The organism is Citricoccus sp. NPDC055426, assembly GCF_040677445.1.
In the GTDB taxonomy this organism is placed as follows: domain Bacteria; phylum Actinomycetota; class Actinomycetes; order Actinomycetales; family Micrococcaceae; genus Citricoccus.
Map to the genome: position 1 here is coordinate 722,174 of NZ_JBFARZ010000001.1, position 26,736 is coordinate 748,909.

Here is a 26,736-nt window from a genome sequence, read left to right on the forward strand (position 1 = left end):
CCGTTACATTGGTAGGGCACCGGGCGGTCCGCCCGGAACCTCGAGGCGGTCCTCCACAGGGCCCGCCGGGCCCGGCGGACGACCCCCCGCCCGGCGACGAAAAGGAGCCTGAGTGTCCGAGAAGACGTCCAAGAAGACCACCTCCTCCGGTGACGGAACGAAACTGGTCATCGTGGAGTCCCCTGCCAAGTCCAAGTCCATCGCCAAGTACCTGGGCGAGGGATGGGTGGTGGACGCCTCGGCGGGCCACATCCGGGACCTGCCACAGCCCTCGGACCTGCCGGCGGACATGAAGAAGGGCCCCTACGGCCGCTTCGCGGTGGACACCACCAACGGCTTCGATCCGTACTACGTGGTCTACCCGGACAAACGCAAGCGCGTCGCCGACCTCAAGCGCCTGCTGAAGGACTCCTCCGCCCTCTACCTCGCCACGGACGCCGACCGCGAGGGCGAGGCCATCGCGTGGCACCTGCTCCAGGAGCTCAAGCCCAAGGTCCCCGTCTACCGGATGGCCTTCACCGAGATCACCAAGGAGGGGATCGCCCGCGGCCTCGAGAACGTCCGCGAGATCGATGCGGACCTCGTGGACGCCCAGGAGACCCGGCGCATCCTCGACCGCCTCTTCGGCTACGAGATCTCCCCCGTGCTGTGGCGCAAGGTCCGCCAAGGGCTCTCCGCCGGCCGCGTGCAGTCCGTGGCCACCCGCCTGGTGGTCGAGCGCGAGCGCGAGCGCATGGCGTTCATCCCGGCCTCCTACTGGGACCTGGACGGCACCTTCACCGCCGACGAGGGCAAGGGCGCCGGCGAGTCCTTCACCGCGCGGCTGAACACCGTGGACGGCCAGCGCATCGCCACCGGCCGCGACTTCGACGACCGCGGACAGCTGAAGCCCTCCGCCGCCGGCAAGGTCGCCACCCTGAGCGAGGCCACGGCCACGGCCCTGGCCGCCGGACTGCAGGGGGCCACCTTCACGGTCGACTCGGTGGAGGACAAGCCCTACACGCGCCGCCCGGCCGCCCCGTTCACCACCTCCACGCTGCAGCAGGAGGCCTCGCGCAAGCTGCGGTTCTCCTCGAAGGTGACCATGCAGGTGGCCCAGCGCCTGTATGAGAACGGCTACATCACCTACATGCGTACCGACTCGGTGAACCTCTCGGACGAGGCCATCACGGCGGCCCGCCGCCAGGCCACCGAGCTCTACGGGCCGGAGTCCATCCCGCAGGCCAAGCGCGTGTACAAGTCCAAGAACGATTCGGCACAGGAGGCCCACGAGGCCATCCGCCCCGCCGGAGACTCGTTCCGGACCCCCGGGCAGGTCTCCGGGTCTCTCGGCGCGGACGAGTTCCGGCTCTACGAGCTGATCTGGAAGCGCACGATCGCCTCCCAGATGGCCGACGCCAAGGGCTACACCGCCACCGTCAAGCTCTCCGGCACCGCGCTGGACACCGGCGGGGACATGGCGGGCCGGACGGCCGGCTTCAGCGCCTCCGGCACCGTCATCACCTTCCCCGGCTTCCTGGCCGCGTATGAGGAGGGGCGAGACGCCGAGTCCGACAAGCAGGAGGGCAAGGACAAGCGCCTGCCCGAGGTCTCCACCGGCGAGGCGCTGACCGGCGAGGACGTCATCGCCTCCGGCCACGAGACGTCCCCGCCCCCGCGCTACACCGAGGCCTCGATCGTGGCCGAGTTGGAGAAGCGCGAGATCGGCCGCCCGTCCACCTTCGCCCCCACGATCTCCACGATCATGGACCGTGGTTACGTCTCCAAGCGTGGCAACGCGCTGGTGCCGTCCTGGACCGCGTTCAGCGTGATCCGGCTGCTGGAGGAGCACTTCGGCAAGTACGTGGACTACGACTTCACGGCGCGCATGGAGGACGACCTGGACCGGATCGCCGCCGGCGACCTGGAACGCGATGCGTGGCTGCAGCAGTTCTACTTCGGGGCCGGCTCCGACGACGACGACGACAAGCTCGCCGGCCTGAAGGCCGTGGTGGAGAACCTCGGGGACATCGACGCCCGCGCGGTGAACTCCATCCCGGTGGCGGACGGCATCACCCTGCGGGTGGGCAAGTTCGGTCCCTACCTGGAGAAGGACATCCCCGCCGGTTCCCCGGAGGGCACCGACCCCGAGCGGGCCAATGTGCCGGAGGACCTGGCCCCGGACGAGCTGACCGCCGAGAAGGCGGTGGAGATCTTCGCCACCGCGGGCCCCTCCGAGGTCGAGCTGGGCACGGACCCGGAGACGGGCCGGGCCATCGTGGCCAAGGACGGCCGTTACGGGCCGTACGTCACCGAGGTCATCCACGAGATGAGCGAGGAGGAGCTGGCCGCCTGGATGGAGGCCCAGCCCACCGAGTACTACAAGAACGGCAAGCCCAAGCCGAAGAAGAAGCCGGCCAAGCAGAAGCCGCGCACGGGATCGCTGCTGAAGTCCATGACCCTGGAGACGGTCACCCTCGAGGACGCCCTGAAGCTCATGAGCCTGCCCCGGGTGGTCGGCCAGGACGCCGAGGGCACCGAGATCACCGCCCAGAACGGACGCTTCGGCCCGTACCTGAAGAAGGGCACGGACTCCCGCTCGCTGGAGACCGAGGAGCAGATCTTCGCCATCACCCTGGACGAGGCCCTAGCCATCTACGCCCAGCCCAAGCAGCGCGGGCGAGGGGCTGCGAAACCGCCGCTGGCGGAATTCGGCGAGGACCCGACGTCGGGCAAGAAGGTGGTGGTCAAGGACGGCCGCTTCGGACCGTACGTGACGGACGGGGAGACCAACATCACCGTGCCGCGCGCCATGGACCCGGCGTCCCTGACGGCCGAGCAGGCCTACGAGCTGCTGGCGGACAAGCGCGCCAAGGGACCGGCCAAGAAGCCGGCCAAGAAGCCGGCGGCGCGGAAGACTCCGGCCAAGTCGGCCAAGAAGTAGCGGAAGAAGAAGGCAGACCATGCGCCTGGGCGTACTGGACATCGGCTCGAACACCGTCCACCTGCTGTTGGTGGACGCGCACCCGGGCGCACGCCCCTCCGCCTACGCGGACCACAAGCGGTCCCTGTCCCTGCTGAGCCACCAGGACGAGCAGGGGCGCATCAAGGCCTCCGGCCAGAACGCCCTCGTGACGTTCATCAAGGAGGCCGTCACGTTCGCGGTGGCCAACGGGGCCGAGGACATGATCGCGTTCTGCACCTCCGCCATCCGGGAGTCCGGCAACGGCGCCGAGGTGCTGCAGCGGGTGACCCGGGAGACCTCGGTGCACCTCACCGAGCTCGCCGGCGACCAGGAGGCCGCGATGACGTACTTCGCGGTGCGCCGGTGGCAGGGTTGGGACGTGGGCTCCATCCTGAACTTCGACATCGGCGGCGGCTCCTTCGAGATCGCCTACGGCACGGACGAGCTGCCCAGCTACGCGGTGTCCATCCCGCTGGGCGCCGGCCGGCTGACGCGTGACTGGCTGCCGACGGACCCGCCCACGCCGAAGTCCACCAAGAAGCTGCGCAAGCACATCCGGTCCACCCTCGCCGAGGCGGCCGCGGGGTTCCCGCCGATGACCGCGCCGGTGCTGGTGACCGGCACCTCGAAGACCTTCCGCTCCCTGGCCCGCATCACGGGGGCCGCGCCCTCGGCGGCGGGCCTCTTCACCAAGCGCCACCTCCGGCGCGAGGACCTGAGCCTCTGGGTCAACCGGATGGCCGCCATGACCGCCAAGGAACGCGCCGGCCTGCCCGGGGTCTCCGAGGTGCGGGCCGCCCAGATGCTGGCCGGCGGCATGGTGGCGGAGGCCGCCATGGAACAGTTCGGGGTCGCCCAGCTGGAGATCTGCCCCTGGGCCCTCCGCGAGGGGCTGATCATGCGTAGGCTGGACGCACTGATCCAGGAAGGCCTCCTGGGACGGGACACCATCCCGGGTGTGGGCAACGTGTCCCTCAACCCGGACCCGATGCTTCCGGGATTCTCCGTGGGGGTGACGAGTGACTGAGCGCAGCGGACAGGAACCCGGCGAACAGGAGCCCAGCGGGCCCTGGGGCGGGGCGGCCGCGGACCGCGACCGGCGCCCGGCACGGGTGCGCGAGGGCGCCGCAGCCACCCTCGGGGGCACCGCCCACCCCGCCCTAGGCCCCGGCCGTCTGGCGGCCGCGCTGGAACCCGGCCGGGCCGGCGTCGGGACCGGTCCGGAGGCCGGCGCCGGAGAGGGGACCACCCGGCCCTCGATGGACCTGGAACCACGGCAGATCCCGGTGACCCTGTCCTCCTCCTCGGTGTTCCCGCTGGGCACCCAGGACGTGTTCGCCATGGCCGCAGACCTCGGCTATGACGGCGTGGAGGTCATGGTCACCCACAACTCCTGGTCCCAGGACCCGGTGAAGCTGAACCGGCTCGCGGACCAGCACCGGATGCCGATCCACTCGATCCACGCCCCCACCCTGCTGTTCACCCAGCAGGTCTGGGGTTCGGCCTGGAACAAGCTCGCCAAGAGTGCCGACCTGGCCCGCGAGGTGGGCGCCGAGGTGGTGGTGGCCCACCCGCCGTTCCGCTGGCAGGGCAACTACGCCCTGGGCTTCGCCGAGGGCATCCAGGAGATCATGGACGCCACGGGTGTGACGATCTGCGTGGAGAACATGTACCCGTGGCGTGCCGGCGGCCGGGAGGCCAAGATGTACCTGCCCCACTGGGACCCCATCTCCCAGGGATACGAGCATGTGATCTGGGACTTCTCCCACGCCGCGATCGCCCAGATGGACTCGCTCCACGCCTTCCGCACCCTGGGGGACCGGCTGAAGCACGTCCACCTCACGGACGGCACCGCCAACGGCAAGGACGAGCACATGCTGCCCGGGGACGGGGACCAGCCCGTGGCCGACTGCATCGAATACCTCGGTGAGACCGGCTGGGAGGGCGCCGTCTGCGTGGAGGTCGGCACCCGCAAGGCCAAGTACGCGGGGGAGCGCGAGGAGATGTTGATCTACTCGCTCGAGTTCGCCCGGACCCACCTCGCCGCCGGGGCCGCACGTGCGGCCGGGGCGGCCGGGGCCACTGAAAGGAGCAGCACCGCATGAAGAGGACACCGGCCGTCGCCATGCTCGGACTCGGGAACATGTCCGGCGCCATCCTCGCGGGGATGCTCGCCGCCGGGACGGACCCCGGATCGGTGTGCGCCACCGGCCACTCCGCCGCCAACGCCCGTGCCCGGGAGGACCGCTACGGGGTCACCGTGACCGCCACGGAGACCAACCCGGAGGCCAACCGCAACGCGGCGGCCGGAGCCGACGTGGTGGTGCTGGGCGTCAAGCCGAAGAACATCCTGACCCTGTGCCGGGAGATCGCCGGCGCCCTGCGCCCCGGCACCGTGGTGGTGTCCGTGGCGGCCGGGATCCCGCTGGCCGCCATGGAGGCCCACCTGCCGGCCGAGCAGCCGGTGGTGCGGACCATGCCGAACACGCCGCTGACCGTGGGGATGGGCGCCGTCGGGGTGGCCGGCGGGGCCGCCGCCACCGAGGAGCACCTGGCCCAGGCCGCCGCGCTCTTCGCCGGTTCCGGCACGGTGCACCGCGTGCCGGAGGAACAGATCGACGCCGTGGCCGCCGTCTCCGGCTCCGGGCCCGCCTATGCCTTCCTGCTGGCCGAGCTGATGGCCGCCGGGGGCGTGGAGCTGGGCCTGGACGAGGACCTGGCGAAGGACCTGGCCCGGGCCACGGTGGCCGGCGCCGGAAAGATGCTGGCCGAGCCGGACGTGGACCCGGCGCAGCTGCGCCGGGCCGTCACCAGCCCGAACGGCACCACGGAGGCGGCCGTGGACTCGTTCCTCGACGCCGACCTGGCCGGGATCATCGCCCGCGGCATGCAGGCCTCCGCCGACCGCGGCCGGGCGATCAGCGAGGAGTTCGGCGGCTCCTGAGCTCAGGGGCGGGCGGCGAAGCGCTCCAGCAGGTCCGTGTGGCCGGAGACGATCAGCGTGTCCCTCGGGCCCACCATGGTGTCCGGCTGGGCGTAGGTGAAGTCCTCGCCCGGGGTCTTCACGCCCACGATCGTCACCCCGTACTTGGCGCGGATATCCGACTCGGTGAGGGTGAAGCCCACCGCCTCCGTGGGCGGGTACATCTTGACGATCGCGAAGTCGTCGTCGAACTCGATGAAGTCCAGCATGCGCCCACCCACCAGGTGGGCGGCGCGGACCCCGGCATCGTGCTCGGGGAAGATCACGTGGTGCGCACCGATGCGGCGCAGGATCTTGCCGTGGGCCGGGGTGATGGCCTTGACCCAGATGTGCTCCACGCCCAGGTCCACCAGGTTCACGGTGATCAGCACGGAGGACTCGATCGAGGTGCCGACGCCCACCACGGCGGTGGCGAACTCCTGGGCGCCGAGCTGGCGCAGTGCCTCGAGGTCGGTGGCGTCGGCCTCGACCACGTGGGTCAGCGTCCCCGAGAACTTCTGCACCAGGCCCCGGTCGCGTTCGATCGCCATCACCTCACGGCCCTGGGACATCAGCTGCTCGCCCACCGCGGCGCCGAAGCGTCCCAGGCCGATCAGCAGCACCGGGGCATGGGGATCCGGACGTTTCTCAGCCAATGATCGGCCTCTCCTCGGGGTACCGGAACAGATTGCGCCGCTGGCGCAGGGCCAGCGCGGATGCGAAGGTGATCGTACCAACCCGGCCCGCGAACATCAGGACGGTCAGCACGTACTTGCCCGCCGGGGGCAACTCGGCCGTGAGCCCCGTGGTCAGCCCGCAGGTGCCGAAGGCGCTGAGCACCTCGAACAGCGGGCGCTGCAGGGACTCGTCGGAGATGGCCACCAGCGCCATGGTGCCGACCAGCACGAGCGTGGCACCGAGCGCGAGCACGGAGATGGCCACCCGCAGGGACTCGGGGGCGATGGTGCGCCCGTGGGCCGTGACCTCGCGGTCGCCGCGCGCCTCGGCCACGATCGCCAGGAACATCACCGCCAGGGTGGTGACCTTGATGCCGCCGGCCGTGGAGGCCGAGCCGCCGCCCACGAACATCAGGGCATCGGTCAGCAGCAGCGTCTCCGCGGACTGGGCGTTGATGTCATAGAGGGCGAACCCCCCGGAACGGGACATCACCGAGCCGAACAGCGAGTACTGGATCCGCTCGGCCACCCCGAACTGGCCGAGGGTGGCCTGGTTGGACCACTCGAACACGCCGATCATCAGGGCGCCGCCGAGCACGAGGGCCACGGTGGTGGTGACGGTGAGTTTGGTGTGCAGGTTCCACCGGGACCACCGCCACCGTTGTTTCAGCAGCACCATGACCACGGGGAAGCCCAGGGCCCCGGCGAAGACGCCGGCCATCAGCGTCCAGATGATCCAGGGGTCGTGCATGAGGGGCACCAGCCCCTCCGGGTGGATGGTGAACCCGGCGTTGTTGAAGGCGGACACCGAGTAGAAGATCCCGTTCCACAGGCCCTCGGCGAGCGAGCCGGCATGGGCCATGAACCGGGGCACCAGCACCACGGCCAGGACCCCCTCGAACAGGAAGGTGGTGCCCACCACCACGCGCAGCAGGGCGCCGACCTCACCGATCCGCCCGGTGGTCATGCCCTCCTGCGTGATCAGCTTGGAGCGCACGCCCAGCCGCTTGGACACGGCCAGCGTCAGGAGGGCGGCCATGGACAGGATCCCCAGCCCGCCGATCTGCATCGCCACGAGGATGACCAGCTGTCCGGCGAAGCTCCAGTGCTCGGCGGTGTTCACCGGGGTCAGCCCGGTCACGGACACGGCGGAGGTGGCCACGAACAGGGCGTCGTGGAAGGCGGTGATCCGCCCGGTCCGGGAGGCGAACGGCAGGGACAGCAACGCGGTGAAGACCAGGATCACCAGGGCGAAGGCCAGCAGGGCCGCCCGGGCCGGCGAGGCACCGGCCACGGAGGCGACGAAGCGCCGCAGGCGGTCCAGGAGCGTCCAGAGCCCGGTTCCCTCCGTGCCGGGGGAGCGGGGCCCGACGCGCGGGACGAACCGCCCGCGGACCGAGGCAGCCGGGCGGGGCGAGGGAGCGGAGGACGGCGTCGGGATCCGTCCCCGGGCCCGCCGCCGGGACCATGGGCCGGGCGTGCGCTGGTGCCGGGTCATGCCGTTGCCCCACCTCCCTTCCCTCGACTCGACGGCCGTGACCTGCGTGGAGGCCGTCCGCCCTGACCGATCCCCATCATCCACCATCGGATCGGGAGTCATGGCGTCATGCACCGCCCTCGGGGGCCGAAGGAAGCATAGTCTGGGAGGTGATGACCACCACACCCCACGGAGCCCTCGGTGCCGCGCCCAGCGCCGAGGCGGGCCCACAGGGCGCCTCTGCCGTTGTCTGGGACGAGTCCCTGCTGCAGTACCGGTTCAGTGCCGCCCATCCCATGGCACCCGTCCGGCTGGACCTGACGTATCGGTTGTCCGAGGCCTTCGGCCTGTTCGACCGTCCGGGGGTGCGGCTCCTCCAGCCGGAGGTGGCCTCGGACGAGCTGCTGTCCACCGTGCACGACCCCGAGTACATCCGGGCGGTCCGGGCCGTCAGCTCCGGGGACCTGCCCGAGGATCCGGAACGGGGTCTGGGGACCGAGGACAACCCGGTCTTCCCGCATATACACGAGGCCTCCGCCCGGATCCTCGGGGGTTCCGTGGCCGCCGCCCAGGCCTTGTGGGCCGGGGAGGTCCGGCACGCCGTGAACTTCGCCGGCGGCCTGCACCATGCCGGCCGGGGCAGGGCCAGCGGGTTCTGCATCTACAACGACTGCGCCGCCGCCATCCAGCGGCTGCTGGACCTGGGCGCCGAGCGGGTGGCGTACGTGGACCTGGACGCCCACCACGGGGACGGTGTCGAGTCCATCTTCTGGGACGATCCCCGGGTGCTGACGATCTCCGTGCACGAGACCGGGGTCTCGCTCTTCCCCGGCAGCGGCTTCGCCAACGACGCCGGCGGCCCACAGGCGCTGGGCTCGGCCGTCAACGTGGCGCTCCCACCGGGCACGGGCGATGCCGGCTACCTCCGGGCCGTGCACGCCGTGGTGCCGCAGCTGCTGGCGGCCTTCGGACCGGAGGTGCTCGTGACCCAGCACGGATGTGACGGGCACGCCGACGATCCGCTGACCAATCTGCGGATGTCCGTGGAGGGCCAGCGCCAGCTCGCCCTGGACGCCGCAGACTGGGCCCGGGACCACGCAGGGGACCGGTGGCTGGCCACCGGCGGTGGGGGATACAGCCCCTTCTCCGTGGTGCCCCGGACGTGGACCCACCTGGTGGCCGCGGTGACGGGTCCGCCGGTGAGGGGCGGCGCGGAGATCCCGGCGGCCTGGCGCGAGTACGCCGCCCGGGCGGCCGGGCTGGGGCCGGACGACGGCCTGGCCGGGATCCCCGCCACCATGTCCGATGGGGTCGATGTCTGGTGGCGTTCCTGGGAGGTCGGCTACGACCCCTCGGACGCGGTGGACCAGACGATCATGGCGACGCGCAAGGAGATTTTTCCCTATCATGGGCTCGATCCCTGGTTCGACTGACACGCCGTTGTATGCTCAGTGGGTGTGCCTCCCCTGACGGGAGTGTGCCGAGTGTTCGATAGGATGTCCGAGGATGCCACGCCTGGCGCGGCAGACGTAGAGTGCCGCCAGAAGATGCCAGGGCAGTGGAAAAGGGGAACGCAAGTGGTAGATGCCGGTAATTTCGCCGACACGCGCTTCATGACGGTCACGGAAGTGGCCGAGATGATGCGGGTGTCCCGCATGACCGTGTATCGGATGATCCATGCAGGCGAACTCCCCGCCGTACGCTTCGGCCGGTCCTACCGGGTCCCCGAATCCGCCGTCGAGCAGATCCTGCAGACCGGGTCCACGGACGTCCGGGCCACCGGCACGGACGGCGGCAGCGCCTGACACAGCCGGCCCCACAGGCCGGCCGACGGTCCCGGTTCGTCGCCACACCAGCAGTCAGGGTAAGGTGTTAGGGATCGTTTTGACCACAGATCCACGGGCCAGCAACGCGATGTCGTTGCCGGTTCACCAACCACATAAGAGGTTTCCCTATGGGTTCAGTCATCAAGAAGCGCCGTAAGCGTATGTCCAAGAAGAAGCACCGCAAGCAACTTCGCAAGACGCGTCACCAGCGCCGCAACAAGAAGTAGACACCCACCACGTACGAGGTGTCGAACGCTCCGGGGCCCTCCCGCCGCAAGGCAGGAGGGCCCCGGAGGCGTTTGAGCGGGCCTACTATGGAGCCGATGACTGACTCCCAGCCCCGCACCGTGCCCCGCGTCGAACTCCTCGTCAAGGACGGCTGCCACCTGTGTGCTGACGCCCTGGCCGTGGTGGAGGAGGTGTGCACCCGGCACGGCGTCAGGTGGCATGCAGTGGACGTGGGCCACCACCCGGAGCTGGCCGAACGCCATGCCGAGGAGATCCCCGTGCTGATGGTGGACGGTGTCCAACGGGACTTCTGGCGGATCGACCCCGTCCGGCTCGAGCGGCTGCTCACGGCGGGCAGCGCATGACCGACTCCCGCCGGGGCCCCGGTTCCGGGCTCTCCCGCCCCACCGTCGCCAGGCTGCCCGGTTACCTGCGGGCGCTGTCCTCTCTGGCGGGCGCGGGCACCGTCCGGGTGTCCTCCGCCGAACTCGCCCAGCTCACCGGGGCCAGCCCCGCCGTGCTGCGCCGGGATCTGGCGGGTCTCGGACAACTGGGCCGCCGTGGGGTGGGATACCCCGTGGCGACACTCCAGCAGGCCATCAGTCGCGCCCTGGGGCTCGTGGAGGACCAGCCGGTGGTCCTGGTCGGGGCCGGTCACCTGGGCTCGGCGCTGGCCGGATACGCCGGCTTCGAGGAACGCGGCCTGCGCCTCTGCGCGGTGCTCGACGCCGATTCCCACCTCATCGGGCAGCGGCGCGGCGCGGTGGTGGTGCAGCCCATCGACGAGCTGGAGGACGCGGTCTCCACCTCGCGGGCGCGGCTGGCCATCATGGCCGTGCCGACTACCGCTGCGCAGCCGGTGGCCGACCGGCTGGTGGCCGCCGGGATCCGCGGGCTGCTGAACTTCGCCCCCGTGGACCTGACGGTGCCGCCGGGAGTCAGCGTGCGGGCCGTGGACCTGTCCACCGAGCTGCAGATCCTGGCCTTCCACCAGGCCGAGTTGCGGCCCTAGCCGCTTCGAAACTGATGATGGAGGGGAGTGGCGGGGGTGGCCGGGGGCTCAGTGTCTGTGCGTTGCGCTATCGCAGCGGTCATCAGTAGTTGGATGATGCTCCGTTCGAGCACGCTGTTGACCGGTCGGTAGGTCACGTGGCCGAGCACGGGGTCCGGTTGGTCCTCCTCCGGGGGTCGGGGTGGCAGGTGGCGTGCACGGTGGGGTGGCGCAGGTGAGGGTCCTCGGGGTGATGGTCCGGGCGGTGGTGTCGTTCGGGGTGGCGTGCTTGTGTGGGGTGGTGCTCCGGCCACGAGTGGGCCGGTCCGGGCCGCGTAGCGGTGGCCCGTGGGGGTGGTGACCGCCAGCCGGTCGCCGTCCGAGGCATGGGACCAGGCCGGGTTCTCTTTGGAGTAGTTGCACCGGGCGCACAGCCCGGAGGCGTTCGAGGCACTGGTGGGTCCGCCGTCCCGGTACGGGGTGACGTGGTCGACGTGTTTCACCGGGGCGTCGCAGTAAGGGGTGCGGCAGGTGTCGTCCCGCACCAGGATCAGCTGACGAAGGGCTCCGCTGAAGGTACGGCGCTGCGAATCCATGGCCACGAGCTGCCCGGAGATCGGCTCCGTGTACAGCCGGCGGATGAAGACCTCCGCCGCCGAATCCGTGATGACCCTCCGGGCCACCTCCGCCGGCAGCGGGCCATGCCCGACCAACCACGCCGGAGTCTCCGACCCCTCCGACTCGCCCTCAGTGGCTGGGTCCTGGCCGGGGGCGTCGGGCCGGGTGCCGCCCCAGAGGGAGCGGTCCGTCATGACGAGGTGGACCTCCACCGGCACGTCCTCGGCCGTCGCCTGTCCGGTGAGGCGTTCCACGAGGAGGTCGGCCATGACCTGGTCCTGGGTCCGCTCGGCCCGGGCGCCGGCCCCGACGGTGGTGGCCGCTGATTTCTTCAGGCGTGCCAGGCAGCCGACGGCCTGGGCCATCGGCAACAGGGCCGTCAGGTAGGCCATGCCCCCGGGGGCCGGACGCACCGAGACCCGGCGCTCCCGCACGGACCGGTTCATCTGCTCCACGGCCGAGGCCTGGTCCAACCGCTGGGCATGGGCCCGGGCCACCCCGGCCAGCTTCTTCACCCCCAGCTCCTCGAGCTGGGCCGCCATCACCTCGTCCACCTGGCGGCGGTCCTCCACCGAGAGCCAGGCCGTCTCCCGACACAGGATGGTGGCCTTCCACTCCGAGATGACCCCCCGCGTCAACGCGGCCAGGGTATGCGGCATCTCCTCACACAGGGCCCGGGCCAGCCCCAGGTCCCGAGACCCGGTGTTCGGCGACTCCCGACGGGCCAGGGCGACCTCCGCGGCCAGCCCCCGGCCACGCTCCCGGGCGGGGACCCCCTGCTCCGCCTCGGCCTTCGTCCTCAGCCCGTGCAGGGCCGCCGTGGTCCGGGCCTGCGCCGCCGCGCAGGCCGCCTTGAGTTCCTCCAGCACCCGGATCCGGTCCACCGCCTCGGCCTCCGAGACCGGCACCGGCAGACCCGCCAGCACGGCGGCGCAGGCCAGCAGATCCGCTGCACCCTGGCCCTCCCGCACCCCGCCTTCGAACATGTGTACTACACTACGGGGTGGCCCGGACACCGTAAAGACCTCACCCGCAGCCTGTGGACACCCGACACCTGAGAACACCCGACACATGGGGACGCCCGAGGAAGCGGCCGTCCGCCACGACTACGGCAGGTCGACCGGGTCGATCCAACCCGCGCCGTAGGGGAGGAACGGCGGCGCCCGATGCCGCGACTGGTCCACGCCAGCGCCAGCAGGATCCTCCACCGGCACCGGCCCGATCCACGGCAGGCGCATGTCAACCACCCTCATGAGGTGCTCCCCGATCAGCAGGGCCCCAGGTCAGCGGCGCATGGCCTTCTCCCACGCCTTGGCGCGGAGGTACTCGCTGGAGGGTGTCAGGTAGGCGTAGACGATTCCGGCCACGCCCAGGATCACATAGATGAACCCCGGGCCGAAGACACCCAGGAGGGACATCGCAGCGAGGATCGTGCCGAAGATCCGGGCGAGGTTGGAGCCGCGGCGGATACCGGTGGCGATCAGCCAGTACAGCCCCACCAGGATGGCCGTGAAGACGGCCGCGACCACGCGGACCGTGGGCATCAGGGACTCCAGGTCCACGGTGACACCCGAGGCCTCCATCTGCTCGCGGTAGAGGTCCATCATCTCCGGCGTGAGCCCCATGCTGGGGGACAGCAGGTTGATCATCTCGACGATGAGGAAGGCGATACCGGCGGCGATGATCAGCCAGTACGAGCGGATGATGCTCTGCGGCCTCTCGATCGGACCGAACGGCTGCTGGCCGGGGTGCTGCTGGTCCGGATACTGCTGCCCTTGATACTGCTGGCTGGGCGGCTGGCCGTAGGGCGACTGGCCGGACGGGGACTGCCCCTGGGGGGCCTGCGGTGCCTGCCCGTATGGAGAGGGGTGGCCATACGGAGAGGGCTGGCCATACGGGGATGAGCCCTGCTGACCCTGCTGGGCTTCGCGTTCCTGCCGCACCTGTTCAAGGCGGGCCTGGTGCTCGGCCTGCTGCTCCGGTGTCAGGCGGATGCCGTACTGGGGACGGTCATCGGGCCCCTGGCCGGGCTGGTCGGGATGCTGGTCGCTCATGACGGGTCTTTCCTCCGGGGGCTCGGGCGTGCACGGTGGCTCGGGTCCAACGCTAGCGTCCGATTCTGACAGTATGGACCCATGCCTCTTGCCACCGTCCACCTTGTCCGCCACGGAGAGGTCCACAACCCGGACCGGGTGCTGTACGGCCGCATCCCCGGCTTCGGGCTCTCCGAACTCGGACACCGCATGGCCGCGGACCTGGGCGACTGGTTCGCCGGTGAGGCCCGCGCCGCGGGACGAGCTCCGGTGCTGCTCGTGTCCTCCTCGCTGCAGCGAGCCCGGGAGACGGCGGCGCCGGTGGGACGTGCGCTGTCTCTCGAGCCCGGGGTGGATGACCACTTCCTCGAGGCCACCAACCACTTCGAGGGTGCCTCGCGGGTGTCCCGCCAGCTCTGGAAGCCGCGGCACTGGCCCTTCCTGCTCAACCCCCTGCGCCCGTCCTGGGGCGAGCCCTACCACTCCCAGGTGGCGCGGATGGTCGAGGGGATCCACCAGGTGCGGCGCCGGGCGGTGGAGATCGGCGGCGAGGGGGCGGAGGCGATCATCGTCTCGCACCAGCTCCCCATCTGGGTGACGCGTCTCTCTGCCGAGGGCCGGCCGCTGTGGCATGACCCGCGCCAGCGCGAGTGCACCCTCACCTCGGTGACCTCCCTGCACTTCGAGCGGGAGGGCGCCGCTCCGCGGGTGCAGTACCGCGAGCCCAATGAGGCCCTGCTGGCCCAGGCCTCCAACCTGCCCGGAGCCTGAACTAGAGCCGGGGCTGGGCCCCAGAGCCCGGTCCCGGAGCCGGACCCCGGAGCCGGGCGGGGACGATTCCTCCCGTTTCTACTACAAGCGGTAGAATCCAACGGACGCCCAACCCCCAGTGGAGTATCACGACCCCTATGACCCTTCCGCAGCAGCCCCGCACCCCGCGCAGCACCGGCTCAGCCGCCGGTGACACCCCGGGCGCCGGGCCGAGCCGACGCCGGGTCCTCGCCGGTCTCGCCGGGCTGGCCGCACTGCCGCTGCTGGCGGCATGTTCCCCGGAGGATCCGCTGGCCGCGCAGGCCGGCAACGCGGACGGCAAGAACTACATCGCCGGGGACGGCTCCGTGCTGGAGATCGCCCCCGAGGACCGCGGGGACCCCGTGCGGTTCACCTCCACCGCCTTCTCCGGCGAGGAGGTCGACTCCGCCGACTGGGCCGGCAGCCCCGTGGTGCTGAACTTCTGGTACGCCGCCTGCGCGCCGTGCCGCGTGGAGGCCCCGGACCTGCAGTCTCTGCATGAGGAGTGGGAACCCGAGAGCGTCCGCTTCGTGGGGGTCAACGTGAGGGACACCGCGGGCACCGCCGAGGCCTTCGAGCGCAACTTCGGCATCACCTACCCCTCGCTCGAGGACCGCGGGGGACAGGTACTGCTGGCCATGACGGACTTCGTCCCGCCGCAGGCCGTGCCCACCACCATCGTGCTGGACCGCCAGGGACGGGTCTCCGCCCGCATCCTCGGCGTGGCCGAGCGCTCCACACTCAGTTCCCTGATCTCCACGGCAGAGCAGGAGCCGGCCGACGCGTCGGCCGGCGGACAGGCCTGAGCCGCCCCATGCTGCAGGCCACCGCCGGCACCGCCGCCGCCGCCGCCGTCACCACGGCCAACAACCCCTTCGCCGAGATCGTCATGGACGGCTCACTGCTGCTGGCCACGCCCATCGCCCTGCTGGCCGGGCTGGTCTCCTTCCTCTCACCGTGCGTGCTGCCACTGGTGCCCGGGTACCTGGGCTACGTGACGGGACTGACGGGGGCGGACCTGGCGGACCAGAGGCGCGGCCGGATGTTCCTCGGCATCGCGCTGTTCGTGCTGGGCTTCTCCGCCGTGTTCGTGCTCGTGGGGATCGTCTTCTCCCAGATCACCATCTGGCTGCAGGGAGACGGCGAGTGGCTGACCCGGATGCTCGGGGTGGTGGTGATGGTCCTGGGCGTGGTGTTCATGGGCGGGTTCAACCTGATGCAGCAGGACCGCCGCCTGCACGTGCAGCCGAAGGCGGGGCTGTGGGGTGCCCCCGTGCTCGGGGTGACCTTCGGCCTCGGCTGGGCGCCCTGCATCGGCCCCACCATGGCCGCCGTCCTGGCCATGTCCACCGCGGGCTCCACGAACCCGGGCAAGGGCGCGTTCCTGGCCTTCGTCTACTGCCTGGGCCTCGGGCTGCCCTTCCTGCTGATCGCCCTGGGCCTGCGCCGCGGCATGGGCGCCCTGAAGTTCTTCCGCACGCACCGGGTCGCCGTGATGCGCGCCGGCGGCGGGCTGCTGATCGTCCTCGGCGCGCTGATGGTCTCCGGGCTGTGGAACACCTGGGTGGTCCAGCTGCAGACCTGGTTCGCGAATGAAGTGAGGCTGCCGATTTGAGCCAGGAAGACAACGTGCGGGCTACCCGCGTGGAGGAGGCCCAGTCGGACACGGCGCCCCCCGGACCCACCGGGTCCACCGGGCCGTCCGGCCCCTCCAACTCCGCCGGTCCCGGGAAGAACCGCGGCCGGGACGACGTGGCCCTACCGGCCCTGGGATTCGCCGGCTCCCTGCGTTTCGCCTGGACGCAGCTGACGAGTATGCGCACGGCGCTGATGCTGTTGCTGCTGCTGGCCGTGGCCGCCGTGCCGGGCTCCCTGTTCCCACAGCGTCCCGCCGGCCCGGAGATCGTCGACCAGTACCTCGAGGAAAACCCGGTCCAGGGTGAGTGGCTGGACCGGTTCCAGATGTTCGACGTCTACTCCTCCGTCTGGTTCTCCGCGATCTACATCCTGTTGTTCGTCTCCCTGATCGGCTGCGTGTTCCCGCGCGCCGTGAAGCACGCCAAGGACCTTCGGTCCGCCCCGCCGCGCACCCCGCGCCGGCTGTCCCGGCTGCCCGAGTACGGCAAGGTCGTCCTGGAACCCCGCGGGCCGTCCCCGGCGGAGGCCGTCGCGGAGGCGGCACGGATCCTGAAGAAGCGCGGCTACCGCACTCAGATCCGTCAGGAGCCCGACGGCGGCGCCTCCGTGGGTGCCGAGCGCGGCTATATCCGCGAGATCGGCAACCTCCTGTTCCACTTCTCCCTGATCGGCGTCCTGGCCTTCATGGCCGTCGGCGGCCTGCTCAGCTACTCCGGGCAGAAGATCATCGTGGAGGGGGAGGGCTTCGCCAACACCCTCGTGGCCTACGACTCCTTCACCCCCGGCAGCGCCTTCTCCGAGGACCGACTGGCACCGTTCTCCATGACCCTGGACGGCTTCGAGGCGGAGTTCGACCGCGAGTCCGAGACCCACTACGGCCAGCCGCTGGACTTCACCGCCCACATGACGGTCCAGGACGGCACCGACGGAGAGCCCCGGCAACAGGAGCTGAAGGTCAACCACCCCTTCGACATCGGCGGCACCCGCGTCTACCTGGTGGGCAACGGCTACGCCCCGGAGGTCACGGTGCGGGACGGCAACGGGGACATCGCCTTCGAGGGCCCCGTGGTGGCGCAGGTCCAGGACCAGCTCTACACGTCCCTGATGGTCATCAAGGCGCCGGACGCGCAGCCGGACCAGCTCGGCTTCGTGGGCTTCTTCCTGCCTTCCGCCTACACGGGGGAGGACGGGGTGGCCGTCTCGGTGGACCCGGAGCTGTACAACCCCGAGCTGAACCTGAACTCCTACTACGGGGACCTCGGCCTGGACAGCGGCGAACCGCAGAACGTGTACGTGCTGGACACCGACGAGCTGAGCGAGCTGAACAACCGCAACCTCGAGGCCGGCGGCATCACGCTGCAGCCGGGGGAGTCCTATGACCTGCCCGAGGGCAAGGGGTCCATCAGCTTCGACGGCGTGCAACGCTACGTGGGCCTGGACATCCACTACGACCCGGGCAAGTGGGGCGTGGGCTTCTTCTCCGTGCTGGCGCTCGTCTCCCTGGTGGTCAGCCTGTTCGTGCGCCGCCGCCGCGCGTGGGTCCGTGGCGCCGCCGGGCCGGACGGGTCCACCATGGTCGAGTACGGACTGCTCGCCCGGGGTGAGGACTTCGGCCTGCGCGAGGAGAACGTGAGCCTGCGGCGCCAGTTCGAGAAGTCCTGGCCCGTGGTGGCCCCCGAGGCCGAGAATAGTCCCACCCCTGCGTCAACCCCTGCTTCATCCACTGCATCAACCACGCCGAACCGACCGGAGTAAGCCATGCCCTCCATCAACCTGCAGCTGGCCAGCTACAGCGACCTCTTCATGCTGATCGCGGCCCTCGTCTACGCCGTCGCCTTCATCGTGTTCGCCATCGACCTGTCGACCTCCTCCAGGACCATCCGCACCCTCGAGGCGGAATTGGCGGCGGAGGAAGCGGCCGGGGCTGAGACCGGCGCTGAGACCCGCTCCGAGGCCGAGGCGCGCCGGGAGCAGCTGGTGGGGGCCGGCGTCGTGGGCTCGGAGAAGAAGGCAGGACAGGGCACGACGGCGGCGCCCGGCTCCCGCAGGAAGGGCGCCGGGGGCGCGGACGGGGACCAGGCGGCGGGACACGGCGTGGACCTGGTGGACGACGACATGGCCTATCTGGGCACCACCCGGCGGCCGGCGGCCAACGTGGCGGTGGCGCTGACGGTGATCGGCATGCTGCTGCACGCCTTCGCCGTGATCGCCCGCGGCGTGGCGGCCCACCGGGTGCCGTGGGGCAACATGTACGAGTTCTGCACCACCGGCGCGCTGCTCGTGGCCGCGGTCTACCTGCTGTTCCTGATCCGCAAGGACATCCGCTTCCTGGGCACGTTCGTCACGGGGCTCGTGGTGGTCATGATGGCCGCGGCCACCATGGGCTTCCCGACCCCGATCGCGCACCTGCAGCCGGCGCTGCAGTCCCCGTGGATCGTCATCCACGTCTCGATCGCCGTGCTGGCCTCCGCCCTGTTCACCCTGACCTTCGCCATGGGCGTGCTGCAGCTGATCCAGCACCGCCGCGAGGCGCGGATGCGGGCCGGGGGCGACAGCCGGCCCGCGTTCATGCGCCTGGTGCCCTCCGCGCTGAGCCTGGAGAACTGGTCCTACCGCATCAACGCCGTGGGCTTCGTGATGTGGACCTTCACCCTGATCGCCGGCGCCATCTGGGCCGAGGCCGCGTGGGGGCGCTACTGGGGCTGGGACACCAAGGAGGTGTGGACCTTCGTCATCTGGGTGGTCTACGCCGGTTACCTGCACGCCCGCGCGACCCGCGGCTGGACCGGGGACCGGGCGGCCTGGCTGTCCATCATCGGCTTCGCCTGCCTGGTCTTCAACTTCACGATCGTCAACACCTACTTCCCGGGCCTGCACTCCTACGCCGGCATCCCGGAGTAGGTCCCGGCCCGCACCGTCAGATCACGGCCGGCCGCCACCGTCAGATCACGGCCGCGCTACGGGTAGGGACACGCCGGGCCGGACCGCAACTAGCGCTCTCGTGATGGGGAGGGGAGGGGCTTGGGCTCGCCGTTGGTGAACTTCGAGCGGTCGTCGTTCGGATACAGCGGGTCTGAGGAGCCGTACATGGGGTCCAGCTCGGAGCGGGACATGGTGTGTCCCGCTGGCATGTCCAGGCACGGGGTCGAGAGGCGCAGCGACAGCCCGGGCCGGCCGGTGCCGGAGGAGTAGGTGACGTTCAGCGTCAGGTCACCCTTCTCCGCCGCGTAGAGGTTCTCCGTGTTCGGTGCTGCTCCTCTCTGTACCCTCTCCCAACCCCGCTGCTCTGCCGTTGCGCGGATGAGCTCGGCTGTGTGTTCGGCCTCGTCCCGGGGGATGCCGGAGCGCCCGGAGGCCCCCGTCCAATGGGTCTTGCGAGGGGCCTTTTCCGGGTCGGGCGTGCCCAGACAGCTGTTCTCATTCAGCTGACCGATGGTCTCCCACCCAGCCGCGCGGACCAGTGCGGGCATCTCCTCCTCCAGCGCCCTGCCCTGTTCCGCGGAACGGGCCTCGGGGTCCGAGGTGTTACCGGTATCAGGATTCATACATCCCCCTAGTGCCAGTGCCGTGCTTGCGAGCACCAGCATGGCGGTGCTGCGGCGGGTTCGTGATCTGCTCATGTGAATGATGCGGCCCCGTTTCATCGCGGTGTGAATCCAGTCTTACACGGTCTCCTTCGCGGTCGCCGGAAGGGGCGGTCAACGCAGGTCTCGGACCGGCACCGTGGGGATGCCATGCTCGCGGTAGTGGTCCACGTCTGCCTCCAACGGGTACTCGATGTAGGGGTATGGCGAGCCGAAGGTGGTGTGGACCTCCGGTTCCAGGTAGGGGGCGACATCTCCTCCGTAGACCACACCGGCGATGTTCCCGGCGGAAGTGGATTCGTGCTCGAAGTAGTCCGTGTGGCCCCCCATCACCGTGGTGTTGTCCCCCATGAACCCTGACTCCAGTCGAACGGCACCCATCTGGTGCACCGGGTTGGAGCCCTCCAGGAAGGAGCCGCTCTGCGCCCCGCCGCCGAGCAGTTGGGCCCAGGAGATCGGGTCGTCATTGGTCTGGATCAGGTACCGGTAGGCATACTCGTTCTCGGTGTCCTCGGGTGAGGAGACCTCGTGGCCGTTGCCAGCCGGTGCAACATAGACGATGTTCGTGGAGTCCAGGCCCTCTCGCTCCGCCGTGCCCAGCAGGGACCCCCCGGCGCTGTGGCCCACGTAGGTGGTGGGGACGTCCCGATGGCGGTCTGTGGACATCTCCAGGTCTGCGGCGTGGTCGAAGGCGGCCAACAGCGGAGCGCCCTGCTCGTTGAAGTGCGCGGTGGCATTGTCCCGGACCAGGTCCTGGGGCAGGTGGGTGCCCTGCCAGTAGATCGATACGGTGCCCTCGGGATCGTCGCCGTCCATGGCGTCCAGGGAGCCGTTGTAACCGTCCACACTGGCGATGGTGGTGTTGGTGCCGGGCACGAACGTCACGGCACGCTCGGTGTCAGGGGACGGTTCGCCCCTCATGGTCGCGATCTGTCCGAGCCCCTCAGTGGAGACATAGAGGGTGGAATAGCCCGGCAGGACGTACTTGTCTGGATCGGTGGCGTATCCGGCCTGCTGCTCGGGGAACTGGTCGCGGCCGTAGGCGTCCCACGCCTGGGTGAGCCCCTTCAGCACGGTCTCCAGCCGCTGCTCCTCGTCATCCCACTGGCCGCGCTCGTAGGCATTGCCCGGGGCGTACTGCGGTTTGTTGTCCCGGTGCTCGGCGAGCTTCTCCGCCGTCTGCTCCCGCAGTCCGGCGACGGTGACCTGGTTGGTCTGGCCGCGGGTGGCCAGGGGGATGCCGTTGAGGTTGCCGATGATCGCGGGGTAGAGCAGCATCAGGCGCTCGCGTTCGTGGTCCTCCAGGCCCAGCCATGCCGCTCGGATGCCGGCGATGCCCTCTTCGGTGAGATGGGCGTCATCCGCCGCCGCCTCCGCGATGGCCTCCTCAGCGGATCCGGGGACCGGATGGCCCGGCAGCTCGTTCTCGGCCAGGGCGCGGGCGGCCTCCGGATTGGCCAGCAGCCAGTCTCGGAGCTCCTCATCACCCAGGCCCCGCAGGTCCCGCCAGATGGTCTTCGGATCGATCTCGCCGAACTTCTCGTCCAGCTCGCTCGTCATCCCCGCCCAGTCCAGGATCTGCGTGTCTGCATCCCGGGCGGCGCTGACGATCGGCAGTCCGGCCGTGGTGCCGAGGGAGATGGCCCCGATCGCCGTCTCGAAGGTCTCCTGGGCGTTGTCCCAGTCGGTCTTCAGGTCGGTGGCCCGCTCGTTGAAGGCGACGATGTCCTGCCTGACCTCCTCCACCAACGCCTCGTCATCGGAGGACAGGGCCGAACTGCGGCGAGAGGTCAGCCCCGGCTCGGCACGGTCCAAGGACTCACGTTCGGTCTGGAGGGGCTTGCCGGTGGTCACGAAATCGTCGACGGCGTCCTTCGCGGCGGACAGGGCGGAGGCCCAGTCCTCGGCGTGGGGCTCCAGGGCATCCAGCCCGGTCCACACGGCGTCCTCGGTGCCGTCGTGCCGGTACCAGGTCCGGAATCCCCTCCAGGAGGAGGAGGCATCGGTCATGGACTCGCGGGCGTCCTTCGACGCGGTCTTCAGGTCCGAGGCCGCGTCGCTGAGGACGTCCCAGTCGGCTTCGACCGCCGGATAGGTCGTGAGTGCGGGAAGGGTCATGGTCTGCGGGTCACCCCTCGTCCTCGGGGAGGGGGATATCCGCCATCGAACCCATGGCCGATCGGGCATCGGAACTCATGGTGCCGTCAGACTCGATGAAGGCGTCGGCGGCATCGGCCACGCAGGAGGCCTGGTGCAGCAGGAGGTTGGAGATCCGTTCGCCGGTGTCCGAGCGGGGCTCCCAGAAGCCGGAGAACGCGGCGCTCGCCGTGGAGGCGGTGCCGAAGGCGCCCGTGAGGTCGTCCCCGGCCGTTCGGGCGGCGAGGGCTGCAGTGTCCAGGCTCTGGCCGTCGCCGGCCACCCGGACCAGGGTGGAGTGGATGCCCTCGGGCTGGATGTCGTGTGCCACTCCTCCAGCATCACAGCGGAGGACGGATGCCGCGATGGGGAGAACTCCCCATCGTCAACCGGGCTGGGAGGGGACCGTTCAGGACTGGTCGGCGCCGCCGTCGGGCTTGGGGGTGTTGGTCTCGCCGGACTCGCCGGTGCCGTTGTCCCCGGGTTTCCGGGCCTCGCGGGCCTCCTTGGCCTTCAACTCGGCCTCGCGGCGGTCCAGCTCTGCCTGCCGGGACTGCTGCTTGCGCTGGACGTCGAGCTGGCGCAGGAAGGCCGCGTCATCGTCGGGGGACTGCGGGCGCACCGGCCGGGCCGGGCCCGCCGTCGGACCGCCGGAACCGGTAGAGCCACGACGCCGGCCCAGGAACAGCCAGAGCAGCGCGCCGACCAGCGGGACCAGGATGATCAGCACGATCCAGACGGCCTTGGGCATGGCGCGCACCTGGTGACGGGGCGTCATCAGCGCCTCGATGAGGGCGTAGATGATGAGGCCGAGGGCGACGATGCCGAGGGGGATCAGGAATCGGGGCATGCACCCATTCTACGGACGGGCCCCTCGCTGGCTAAACGGACGGCTTCTGAGCGATGGACGGCAGCGGACGGCGGTAGACTGCCGGGGTGCGAGTCTTCAAGTATGCCCTGATCCGCCTGGCCGTCTTCTTCGTGGTCTGGGGCGCCTGCATGCTGCTGAACCTCGGGTGGATCTTCTCCACGATCGCCGCGGCCGTGATCGCCCTGGCCGTCGGCTACCTCTTCTTCAACGACCTGCGCACGGGGGCCGGACAGGACGTGGCCAGCGCCTGGGAGGGCCGGGGCAAGACCGAGCGCTTCGCCTCGGAGCAGGCGGATGCGGACGCCGAGGACTCCTACACCGAGGGCCGCTACTTCGAGCCCGGATCTGAATCGGGCCCCTGGGAGCCGAAGGACAAGTAGCCCGAGCCGCTACAGCACGAGTCCGGCCGAGAACAACACCGCGTAGACCAGGCCCAGGATACCGGTCAGCTTCAGCACCGGGATGAGGTCCTTCCGGTCGGTGGAGCGCACCATGGTGACCGAGGGGCGCACGGCCACGGCGGCGGTCAGCAGCACGAGCCACAGCCAGGGGTGCTGCCCGGTGAAGAACAGCGGCAGCACCACGGCCACCGCCACCATCACCACATAGGACCAGCGGGCGGGAGCGTCCCCGAGGCGGGCCGCCAGCGTCATCTTGCCGGACTCGCGGTCGGTGGGGATGTCCCGGACGTTGTTGGCCATCAACAGGGCCGTGGAGACCAGCCCGCAGCCCACCGCGCCGGCCCAGGCGGGCCCGGACAGCGCCAGGGCCTGGGTGTAGGTGGTGCCGAGCACGGCCACGAGCCCGAAGAAGATGAACACGAAGACCTCGCCCAGGCCCATGTAGCCGTACGGCTTCTTGCCGCCCGTGTAGTACCAGGCGGCCGCGATGGCCAGCACGCCGACGGCGATCAGCCACCACGTGCCCGCCCACACCACCAGGACCAGGCCGGCGAGGCCGCCGAGGCCGAAGCACGCGAACGCGGCCATCTTCACGGTGCGTGCCGGCGCGGCGCCGGAGCCGGTCAGCCGCAGGGGGCCCACCCGGTGCTCGTCCGTGCCGCGGATCCCGTCCGAGTAGTCGTTGGAGTAGTTCACGCCGACCTGCAGGGCCAGTGCCACCACGAGCGCCAGCAGCGCCCGGCCCAGGTGGAAGCCGCCGAGGGCGTAGGCGGCGGCGGAGCCGATGAGCACGGGGGCGATCGCCATCGGCAGGGTGCGCAGTCGCGCGCCCTCGATCCACTGGGCGGCTGTGGCCATGGGGGTGGTTCCTTCCATCGGGCACTGTGAGGGCGATCCCCACCGGTGGGGATCGCCCTCAAAGTCAGGGGGTGGTGGAGATGAAGTGTTTCAGCAGTGCCTGCCGGTCGGTCTTGCCGTTGGGCAGCAGCGGCAGTTCCTCGAGGACGAGCCACCGCTTGGGGACGGCGGCCGGACCCAGCTCGGCCCGGATCGCGTCCCGGGCGGCGGCCTCGCTGAAGGCCTGAGGCACGACGCCGGCCGGCGGCCGGGTGCGAGCCGCACCGAGCGCGACGGCGGCGCAGACGCGCTGGCCCCACTCGTCGTCGGGCACTCCGCCGATGAAGGCGGCGCCGACGTCGGGGAAGGACTCCAGGACCTGCTGGATGCGGGTGGCGGAGACCTTGACCCCGCCGGTGTTGATGACATCGTCCACGCGGCCGGTGACGGTGAGGTGCTGCTGTCCGGGGCGGTGCGGGTGGGGCTGAACCGTGCCGGTGTCCTCGGTGAGGAAGCTCCCGCCGCCGAAGTGCTCGGCCGTGCGCCGCGAGTCGTCGAGGTAGCCGGCAGCCACCATCGGTCCGGCCAGGCGGAGCCGCGGCAGATCCTCGCCGACGAGGTCGGCGGTGACCCCGTCCAGGGGCACGCCGTCATAGACGCAGCCGCCGCAGGTCTCACTCATCCCGTAGGTCAGGTGCAGGTTGATGCCCGCCTCCGCCGCCGCGGCGCGGACCGTGTCCGGCACCCGGGCGCCGCCGACCAGCACCGCGTCGAAGGTGCGCAGCGCGAGCAGTCCGGGGCCGGCGTCGGGCTCGGTGGGACCGAGGAGGCGGGCGAGCTGGGTGGGGACCAAGGAGACGGCGCGGAACCCCGTGCCGCGTTCCATCCGGTCCACCGCCTCCGCGAAGCCGCGTGCGGTGAAGGGCCCCGGGGCCAACGGGACCGGCGTGGTGCCGGCCGCCAGGGAGCGGGAGAGCACGGCCAGCCCGGCCACGAACTGCAGGCCGACCGCCAGCAGCCACTGCCCCTCGCCGCCGATCCGGGCGGCCGTGGCGGCGGCGGAGGCGGCCAGGGCGTCGCGGGTCAGCAGGGTCTGCTTGGGGGTGCCGGTGGAGCCGGAGGTGCGGACCACGGCCGCCACGTCCGCGGAGCCGCCGCGCGCCGGATCCGTGGCCTCGGGGCGGGTCAGCACCCGGCCGTCCGCGGTGAACTCCACCGGCGGCCCGGAGCCGTCCAGCGCGGCGGAGAGCGCGCGCAGGGCGTGGTCGAGCTGGGCGTCCGTGAGGCTCATGAGAGTGGACCATCCGTGAAGGGCGTTTCGACCATGCGTGCTGAGAGCCAGTGGGTGATGTCCGCAGGGGACCAGCGGTCGACGACCGCTTCACAGACTGCATCGGCGGCCTCCAGCTGTCCCACGCCGACAATCCGGGCACCGTTCAGTTCAAGGAAGACCTGCACAGAGATCCAGGCCGTGCGCTTGTTGCCGTCGGCGAAGGGGTGGTTGCGCAGGATTCCGTGCATCAGAACCCCGGCCTTCTCCGCGACGGTGAGATGCCGTGTCACCGGTCGGCCAGGATCTCCAGGGTCTCCGACCACCGCTCGACAGAGTCCTCGAGGGCATGCTCGAACTCGGGATCATGCTGTTCGGTGGGTTCTTCGTGGGGAACCGACATGCTCACTCCTTGCCCGGTGGTGCTGATCAGTCTACCGCCGGGCATCAGAAGTAGTACGGGAACCCCGACCAGTCCGGGTCCCGCTTCTGCAGGAACGCGTCCCGGCCCTCGACGGCCTCGTCCGTCATGTAGCCCATGCGGGTGGCCTCGCCGGCGAACACCTGCTGGCCGGACATGCCGTCGTCGGCCATGTTGAAGGCGAACTTGAGCATCCGGATGGCCTGCGGGGACTGGCGGTTGATGTCCGCGGCGTACTCCAGGGCGACCTCCTCCAGTCGCTCGTGGTCCACGGCCTCGTTGACGGCGCCCATCTCCACCATCTGCTCGGCGGAGTACTCGCGGGCCAGGAAGAAGATGCCGCGGGCGTTCTTCTGGCCGATGTGGCGGGCCAGCAGGGCGGATCCGTAGCCGGCGTCGAAGGAGCCCACCGTGGCGTCGGTCTGCTTGAACTTCCCGTGCTGCCTCGAGGCGATGGTCAGGTCCGCCACCACGTGCAGGGAGTGCCCGCCGCCTGCGGCCCAGCCGTTGACGACGGCGATGATCGGCTTGGGCGTGGTCCGCATCAGCCGCTGGACCTCCAGGATGTGCAGGCGGCCGGCGCGGGCCGGGTCGATGGTCTCGGCCGAGGATGACTCGGAGCCCTCCACCTCGTACCGGTAGCCGTCCCGGCCGCGGATGCGCTGGTCGCCGCCGGAGCAGAAGGAGTGGCCGCCGTCCTTGGGGGAGGGGCCGTTGCCGGTGAGCAGGATGCAGCCGACGTCCGGGGTCATCCGGGCGTGATCCAGGGCGCGGAACAGCTCGTCCACCGTGCCGGGGCGGAAGGCGTTGCGGACCTCCGGCCGGTCGAAGGCGATGCGGACCGTGGGCAGGTCCTTGACGACCGCGCCGTCCGCGTCCCGCTCCACCTGCCGGTGGTAGGTGATGTCCTCGAAGCCGAAGCCCTCCACCGCACGCCAGCGCTGCGGGTCGAAGAGGTCGGAGACCTTCTCGGGAAGGGCGTTCTGGTCTGCGGATGCGGGGGTGGTCTGATCAGTGCTCACCCGGCCGA

The 26,736-nt window shown here is 70.5% G+C and carries 28 protein-coding genes; 15 read left to right on the forward strand and 13 right to left on the reverse strand.

Features of this window, described 5'->3' with window-relative positions:
• Positions 1 to 112: 112 nt before the first annotated feature.
• From topA to proC, 4 genes are all read left to right on the forward strand, one after another.
• Positions 113 to 2,923: a type I DNA topoisomerase gene (gene topA, locus AB0K08_RS03315; RefSeq protein WP_363351609.1), complete on the forward strand. Its 2,811-nt coding sequence runs from the start codon at positions 113 to 115 to the stop codon at positions 2,921 to 2,923.
• A 19-nt stretch (positions 2,924 to 2,942) separates the two neighbouring features.
• The gene (locus tag AB0K08_RS03320; RefSeq protein ID WP_363351611.1) at positions 2,943 to 3,971 is read left to right on the forward strand and encodes a Ppx/GppA family phosphatase; all 1,029 of its coding nucleotides are present in this window, start codon (positions 2,943 to 2,945) and stop codon (positions 3,969 to 3,971) included.
• A 232-nt stretch (positions 3,972 to 4,203) separates the two neighbouring features.
• Positions 4,204 to 5,049, forward strand: coding sequence for a sugar phosphate isomerase/epimerase family protein (locus AB0K08_RS03325; protein WP_363351859.1), 846 nt, complete (start codon positions 4,204 to 4,206; stop codon positions 5,047 to 5,049).
• Positions 5,046 to 5,888, forward strand: coding sequence for a pyrroline-5-carboxylate reductase (proC, locus tag AB0K08_RS03330; protein WP_363351613.1), 843 nt, complete (start codon positions 5,046 to 5,048; stop codon positions 5,886 to 5,888). The genes AB0K08_RS03325 and proC overlap by 4 nt, the downstream gene beginning before the upstream one ends.
• A gap of 2 nt (positions 5,889 to 5,890) precedes the next feature.
• Here the strand turns inward: proC and AB0K08_RS03335 are convergent, their stop codons facing one another.
• Positions 5,891 to 6,562, reverse strand: coding sequence for a TrkA family potassium uptake protein (locus AB0K08_RS03335; RefSeq protein WP_363351615.1), 672 nt, complete (start codon positions 6,560 to 6,562; stop codon positions 5,891 to 5,893).
• Complete coding sequence (locus AB0K08_RS03340) at positions 6,555 to 8,081, reverse strand: potassium transporter TrkG (protein ID WP_363351617.1); 1,527 nt, start codon at positions 8,079 to 8,081, stop codon at positions 6,555 to 6,557. The genes AB0K08_RS03335 and AB0K08_RS03340 overlap by 8 nt, the downstream gene beginning before the upstream one ends.
• Positions 8,082 to 8,356: 275 nt before the next feature.
• Here AB0K08_RS03340 and AB0K08_RS03345 point away from each other — a divergent pair, with 275 nt between their 5' ends.
• From AB0K08_RS03345 to AB0K08_RS03365, 5 genes are all read left to right on the forward strand, one after another.
• Complete coding sequence (locus AB0K08_RS03345; protein WP_363351861.1) at positions 8,357 to 9,493, forward strand: acetoin utilization protein AcuC; 1,137 nt, start codon at positions 8,357 to 8,359, stop codon at positions 9,491 to 9,493.
• 180 nt (positions 9,494 to 9,673) lie between these two features.
• Positions 9,674 to 9,865, forward strand: coding sequence for a helix-turn-helix domain-containing protein (locus tag AB0K08_RS03350; RefSeq protein WP_363351619.1), 192 nt, complete (start codon positions 9,674 to 9,676; stop codon positions 9,863 to 9,865).
• A gap of 149 nt (positions 9,866 to 10,014) precedes the next feature.
• Positions 10,015 to 10,113, forward strand: coding sequence for an AURKAIP1/COX24 domain-containing protein (locus AB0K08_RS03355; RefSeq protein WP_009882927.1), 99 nt, complete (start codon positions 10,015 to 10,017; stop codon positions 10,111 to 10,113).
• Between the two features lie 96 nt (positions 10,114 to 10,209).
• On the forward strand, positions 10,210 to 10,479 hold the full coding sequence (locus AB0K08_RS03360) for a glutaredoxin family protein (RefSeq protein ID WP_363351622.1): 270 nt from the start codon (positions 10,210 to 10,212) through the stop codon (positions 10,477 to 10,479).
• Positions 10,476 to 11,126, forward strand: coding sequence for a redox-sensing transcriptional repressor Rex (locus AB0K08_RS03365; protein WP_363351624.1), 651 nt, complete (start codon positions 10,476 to 10,478; stop codon positions 11,124 to 11,126). The genes AB0K08_RS03360 and AB0K08_RS03365 overlap by 4 nt, the downstream gene beginning before the upstream one ends.
• Here AB0K08_RS03365 and AB0K08_RS03370 read toward each other — a convergent pair.
• From AB0K08_RS03370 to AB0K08_RS03380, 3 genes are all read right to left on the reverse strand, one after another.
• Positions 11,123 to 12,709 (reverse strand): DUF222 domain-containing protein, encoded by a 1,587-nt coding sequence (locus AB0K08_RS03370; protein ID WP_363351626.1) that lies wholly within the window; start codon positions 12,707 to 12,709, stop codon positions 11,123 to 11,125. The genes AB0K08_RS03365 and AB0K08_RS03370 overlap by 4 nt on opposite strands.
• A 120-nt stretch (positions 12,710 to 12,829) precedes the next feature.
• The gene (locus AB0K08_RS03375) at positions 12,830 to 12,976 is read right to left on the reverse strand and encodes a hypothetical protein (protein WP_363351628.1); all 147 of its coding nucleotides are present in this window, start codon (positions 12,974 to 12,976) and stop codon (positions 12,830 to 12,832) included.
• Between the two features lie 30 nt (positions 12,977 to 13,006).
• On the reverse strand, positions 13,007 to 13,777 hold the full coding sequence (locus tag AB0K08_RS03380) for a hypothetical protein (protein ID WP_363351630.1): 771 nt from the start codon (positions 13,775 to 13,777) through the stop codon (positions 13,007 to 13,009).
• 81 nt (positions 13,778 to 13,858) lie between these two features.
• Here AB0K08_RS03380 and AB0K08_RS03385 point away from each other — a divergent pair, with 81 nt between their 5' ends.
• From AB0K08_RS03385 to ccsB, 5 genes are all read left to right on the forward strand, one after another.
• A complete protein-coding gene (locus AB0K08_RS03385) occupies positions 13,859 to 14,527 on the forward strand; it encodes a histidine phosphatase family protein (protein WP_363351632.1) in 669 nt (222 codons plus the stop codon).
• Between the two features lie 137 nt (positions 14,528 to 14,664).
• Positions 14,665 to 15,354 carry a TlpA disulfide reductase family protein gene (locus AB0K08_RS03390; protein ID WP_363351634.1) on the forward strand — a complete coding sequence of 230 codons (690 nt, stop codon included), beginning with the start codon at positions 14,665 to 14,667 and terminating at the stop codon, positions 15,352 to 15,354.
• 8 nt (positions 15,355 to 15,362) lie between these two features.
• The gene (locus tag AB0K08_RS03395) at positions 15,363 to 16,163 is read left to right on the forward strand and encodes a cytochrome c biogenesis protein CcdA (protein ID WP_363351636.1); all 801 of its coding nucleotides are present in this window, start codon (positions 15,363 to 15,365) and stop codon (positions 16,161 to 16,163) included.
• A gap of 137 nt (positions 16,164 to 16,300) precedes the next feature.
• Entirely contained in the window at positions 16,301 to 17,941 is a 1,641-nt protein-coding gene (locus AB0K08_RS03400; RefSeq protein WP_363351863.1) for a cytochrome c biogenesis protein ResB, read from the forward strand.
• A gap of 3 nt (positions 17,942 to 17,944) precedes the next feature.
• Positions 17,945 to 19,087 carry a c-type cytochrome biogenesis protein CcsB gene (gene ccsB, locus AB0K08_RS03405; RefSeq protein ID WP_363351638.1) on the forward strand — a complete coding sequence of 381 codons (1,143 nt, stop codon included), beginning with the start codon at positions 17,945 to 17,947 and terminating at the stop codon, positions 19,085 to 19,087.
• A gap of 89 nt (positions 19,088 to 19,176) precedes the next feature.
• Here the strand turns inward: ccsB and AB0K08_RS03410 are convergent, their stop codons facing one another.
• From AB0K08_RS03410 to AB0K08_RS03425, 4 genes are all read right to left on the reverse strand, one after another.
• Positions 19,177 to 19,731, reverse strand: a complete 555-nt coding sequence (locus AB0K08_RS03410) for a hypothetical protein (protein ID WP_363351640.1) — start codon at positions 19,729 to 19,731, stop codon at positions 19,177 to 19,179.
• A 153-nt stretch (positions 19,732 to 19,884) separates the two neighbouring features.
• A complete protein-coding gene (locus AB0K08_RS03415; protein ID WP_363351642.1) occupies positions 19,885 to 21,888 on the reverse strand; it encodes an alpha/beta hydrolase in 2,004 nt (667 codons plus the stop codon).
• A 10-nt stretch (positions 21,889 to 21,898) separates the two neighbouring features.
• Positions 21,899 to 22,237, reverse strand: a complete 339-nt coding sequence (locus tag AB0K08_RS03420; RefSeq protein WP_363351644.1) for a hypothetical protein — start codon at positions 22,235 to 22,237, stop codon at positions 21,899 to 21,901.
• A gap of 78 nt (positions 22,238 to 22,315) precedes the next feature.
• On the reverse strand, positions 22,316 to 22,756 hold the full coding sequence (locus tag AB0K08_RS03425) for a PLD nuclease N-terminal domain-containing protein (RefSeq protein ID WP_363351646.1): 441 nt from the start codon (positions 22,754 to 22,756) through the stop codon (positions 22,316 to 22,318).
• Positions 22,757 to 22,842: 86 nt separating this feature from the next.
• Here AB0K08_RS03425 and AB0K08_RS03430 point away from each other — a divergent pair, with 86 nt between their 5' ends.
• Entirely contained in the window at positions 22,843 to 23,157 is a 315-nt protein-coding gene (locus AB0K08_RS03430) for a DUF4229 domain-containing protein (RefSeq protein ID WP_363351648.1), read from the forward strand.
• A 9-nt stretch (positions 23,158 to 23,166) separates the two neighbouring features.
• On the opposite strand, the gene AB0K08_RS03435 is transcribed toward AB0K08_RS03430, so the two are convergent.
• The 4 genes from AB0K08_RS03435 to AB0K08_RS03450 form a co-directional block, all read right to left on the reverse strand.
• Positions 23,167 to 24,036 (reverse strand): 1,4-dihydroxy-2-naphthoate polyprenyltransferase, encoded by an 870-nt coding sequence (locus AB0K08_RS03435; protein WP_363351650.1) that lies wholly within the window; start codon positions 24,034 to 24,036, stop codon positions 23,167 to 23,169.
• A 64-nt stretch (positions 24,037 to 24,100) separates the two neighbouring features.
• Complete coding sequence (locus tag AB0K08_RS03440) at positions 24,101 to 25,306, reverse strand: AMP-binding protein (RefSeq protein ID WP_363351652.1); 1,206 nt, start codon at positions 25,304 to 25,306, stop codon at positions 24,101 to 24,103.
• The gene (locus AB0K08_RS03445; RefSeq protein WP_363351654.1) at positions 25,303 to 25,578 is read right to left on the reverse strand and encodes a type II toxin-antitoxin system death-on-curing family toxin; all 276 of its coding nucleotides are present in this window, start codon (positions 25,576 to 25,578) and stop codon (positions 25,303 to 25,305) included. The genes AB0K08_RS03440 and AB0K08_RS03445 overlap by 4 nt, the downstream gene beginning before the upstream one ends.
• A gap of 154 nt (positions 25,579 to 25,732) precedes the next feature.
• On the reverse strand, positions 25,733 to 26,728 hold the full coding sequence (locus AB0K08_RS03450; protein ID WP_363351656.1) for a 1,4-dihydroxy-2-naphthoyl-CoA synthase: 996 nt from the start codon (positions 26,726 to 26,728) through the stop codon (positions 25,733 to 25,735).
• Positions 26,729 to 26,736: the final 8 nt, after the last annotated feature.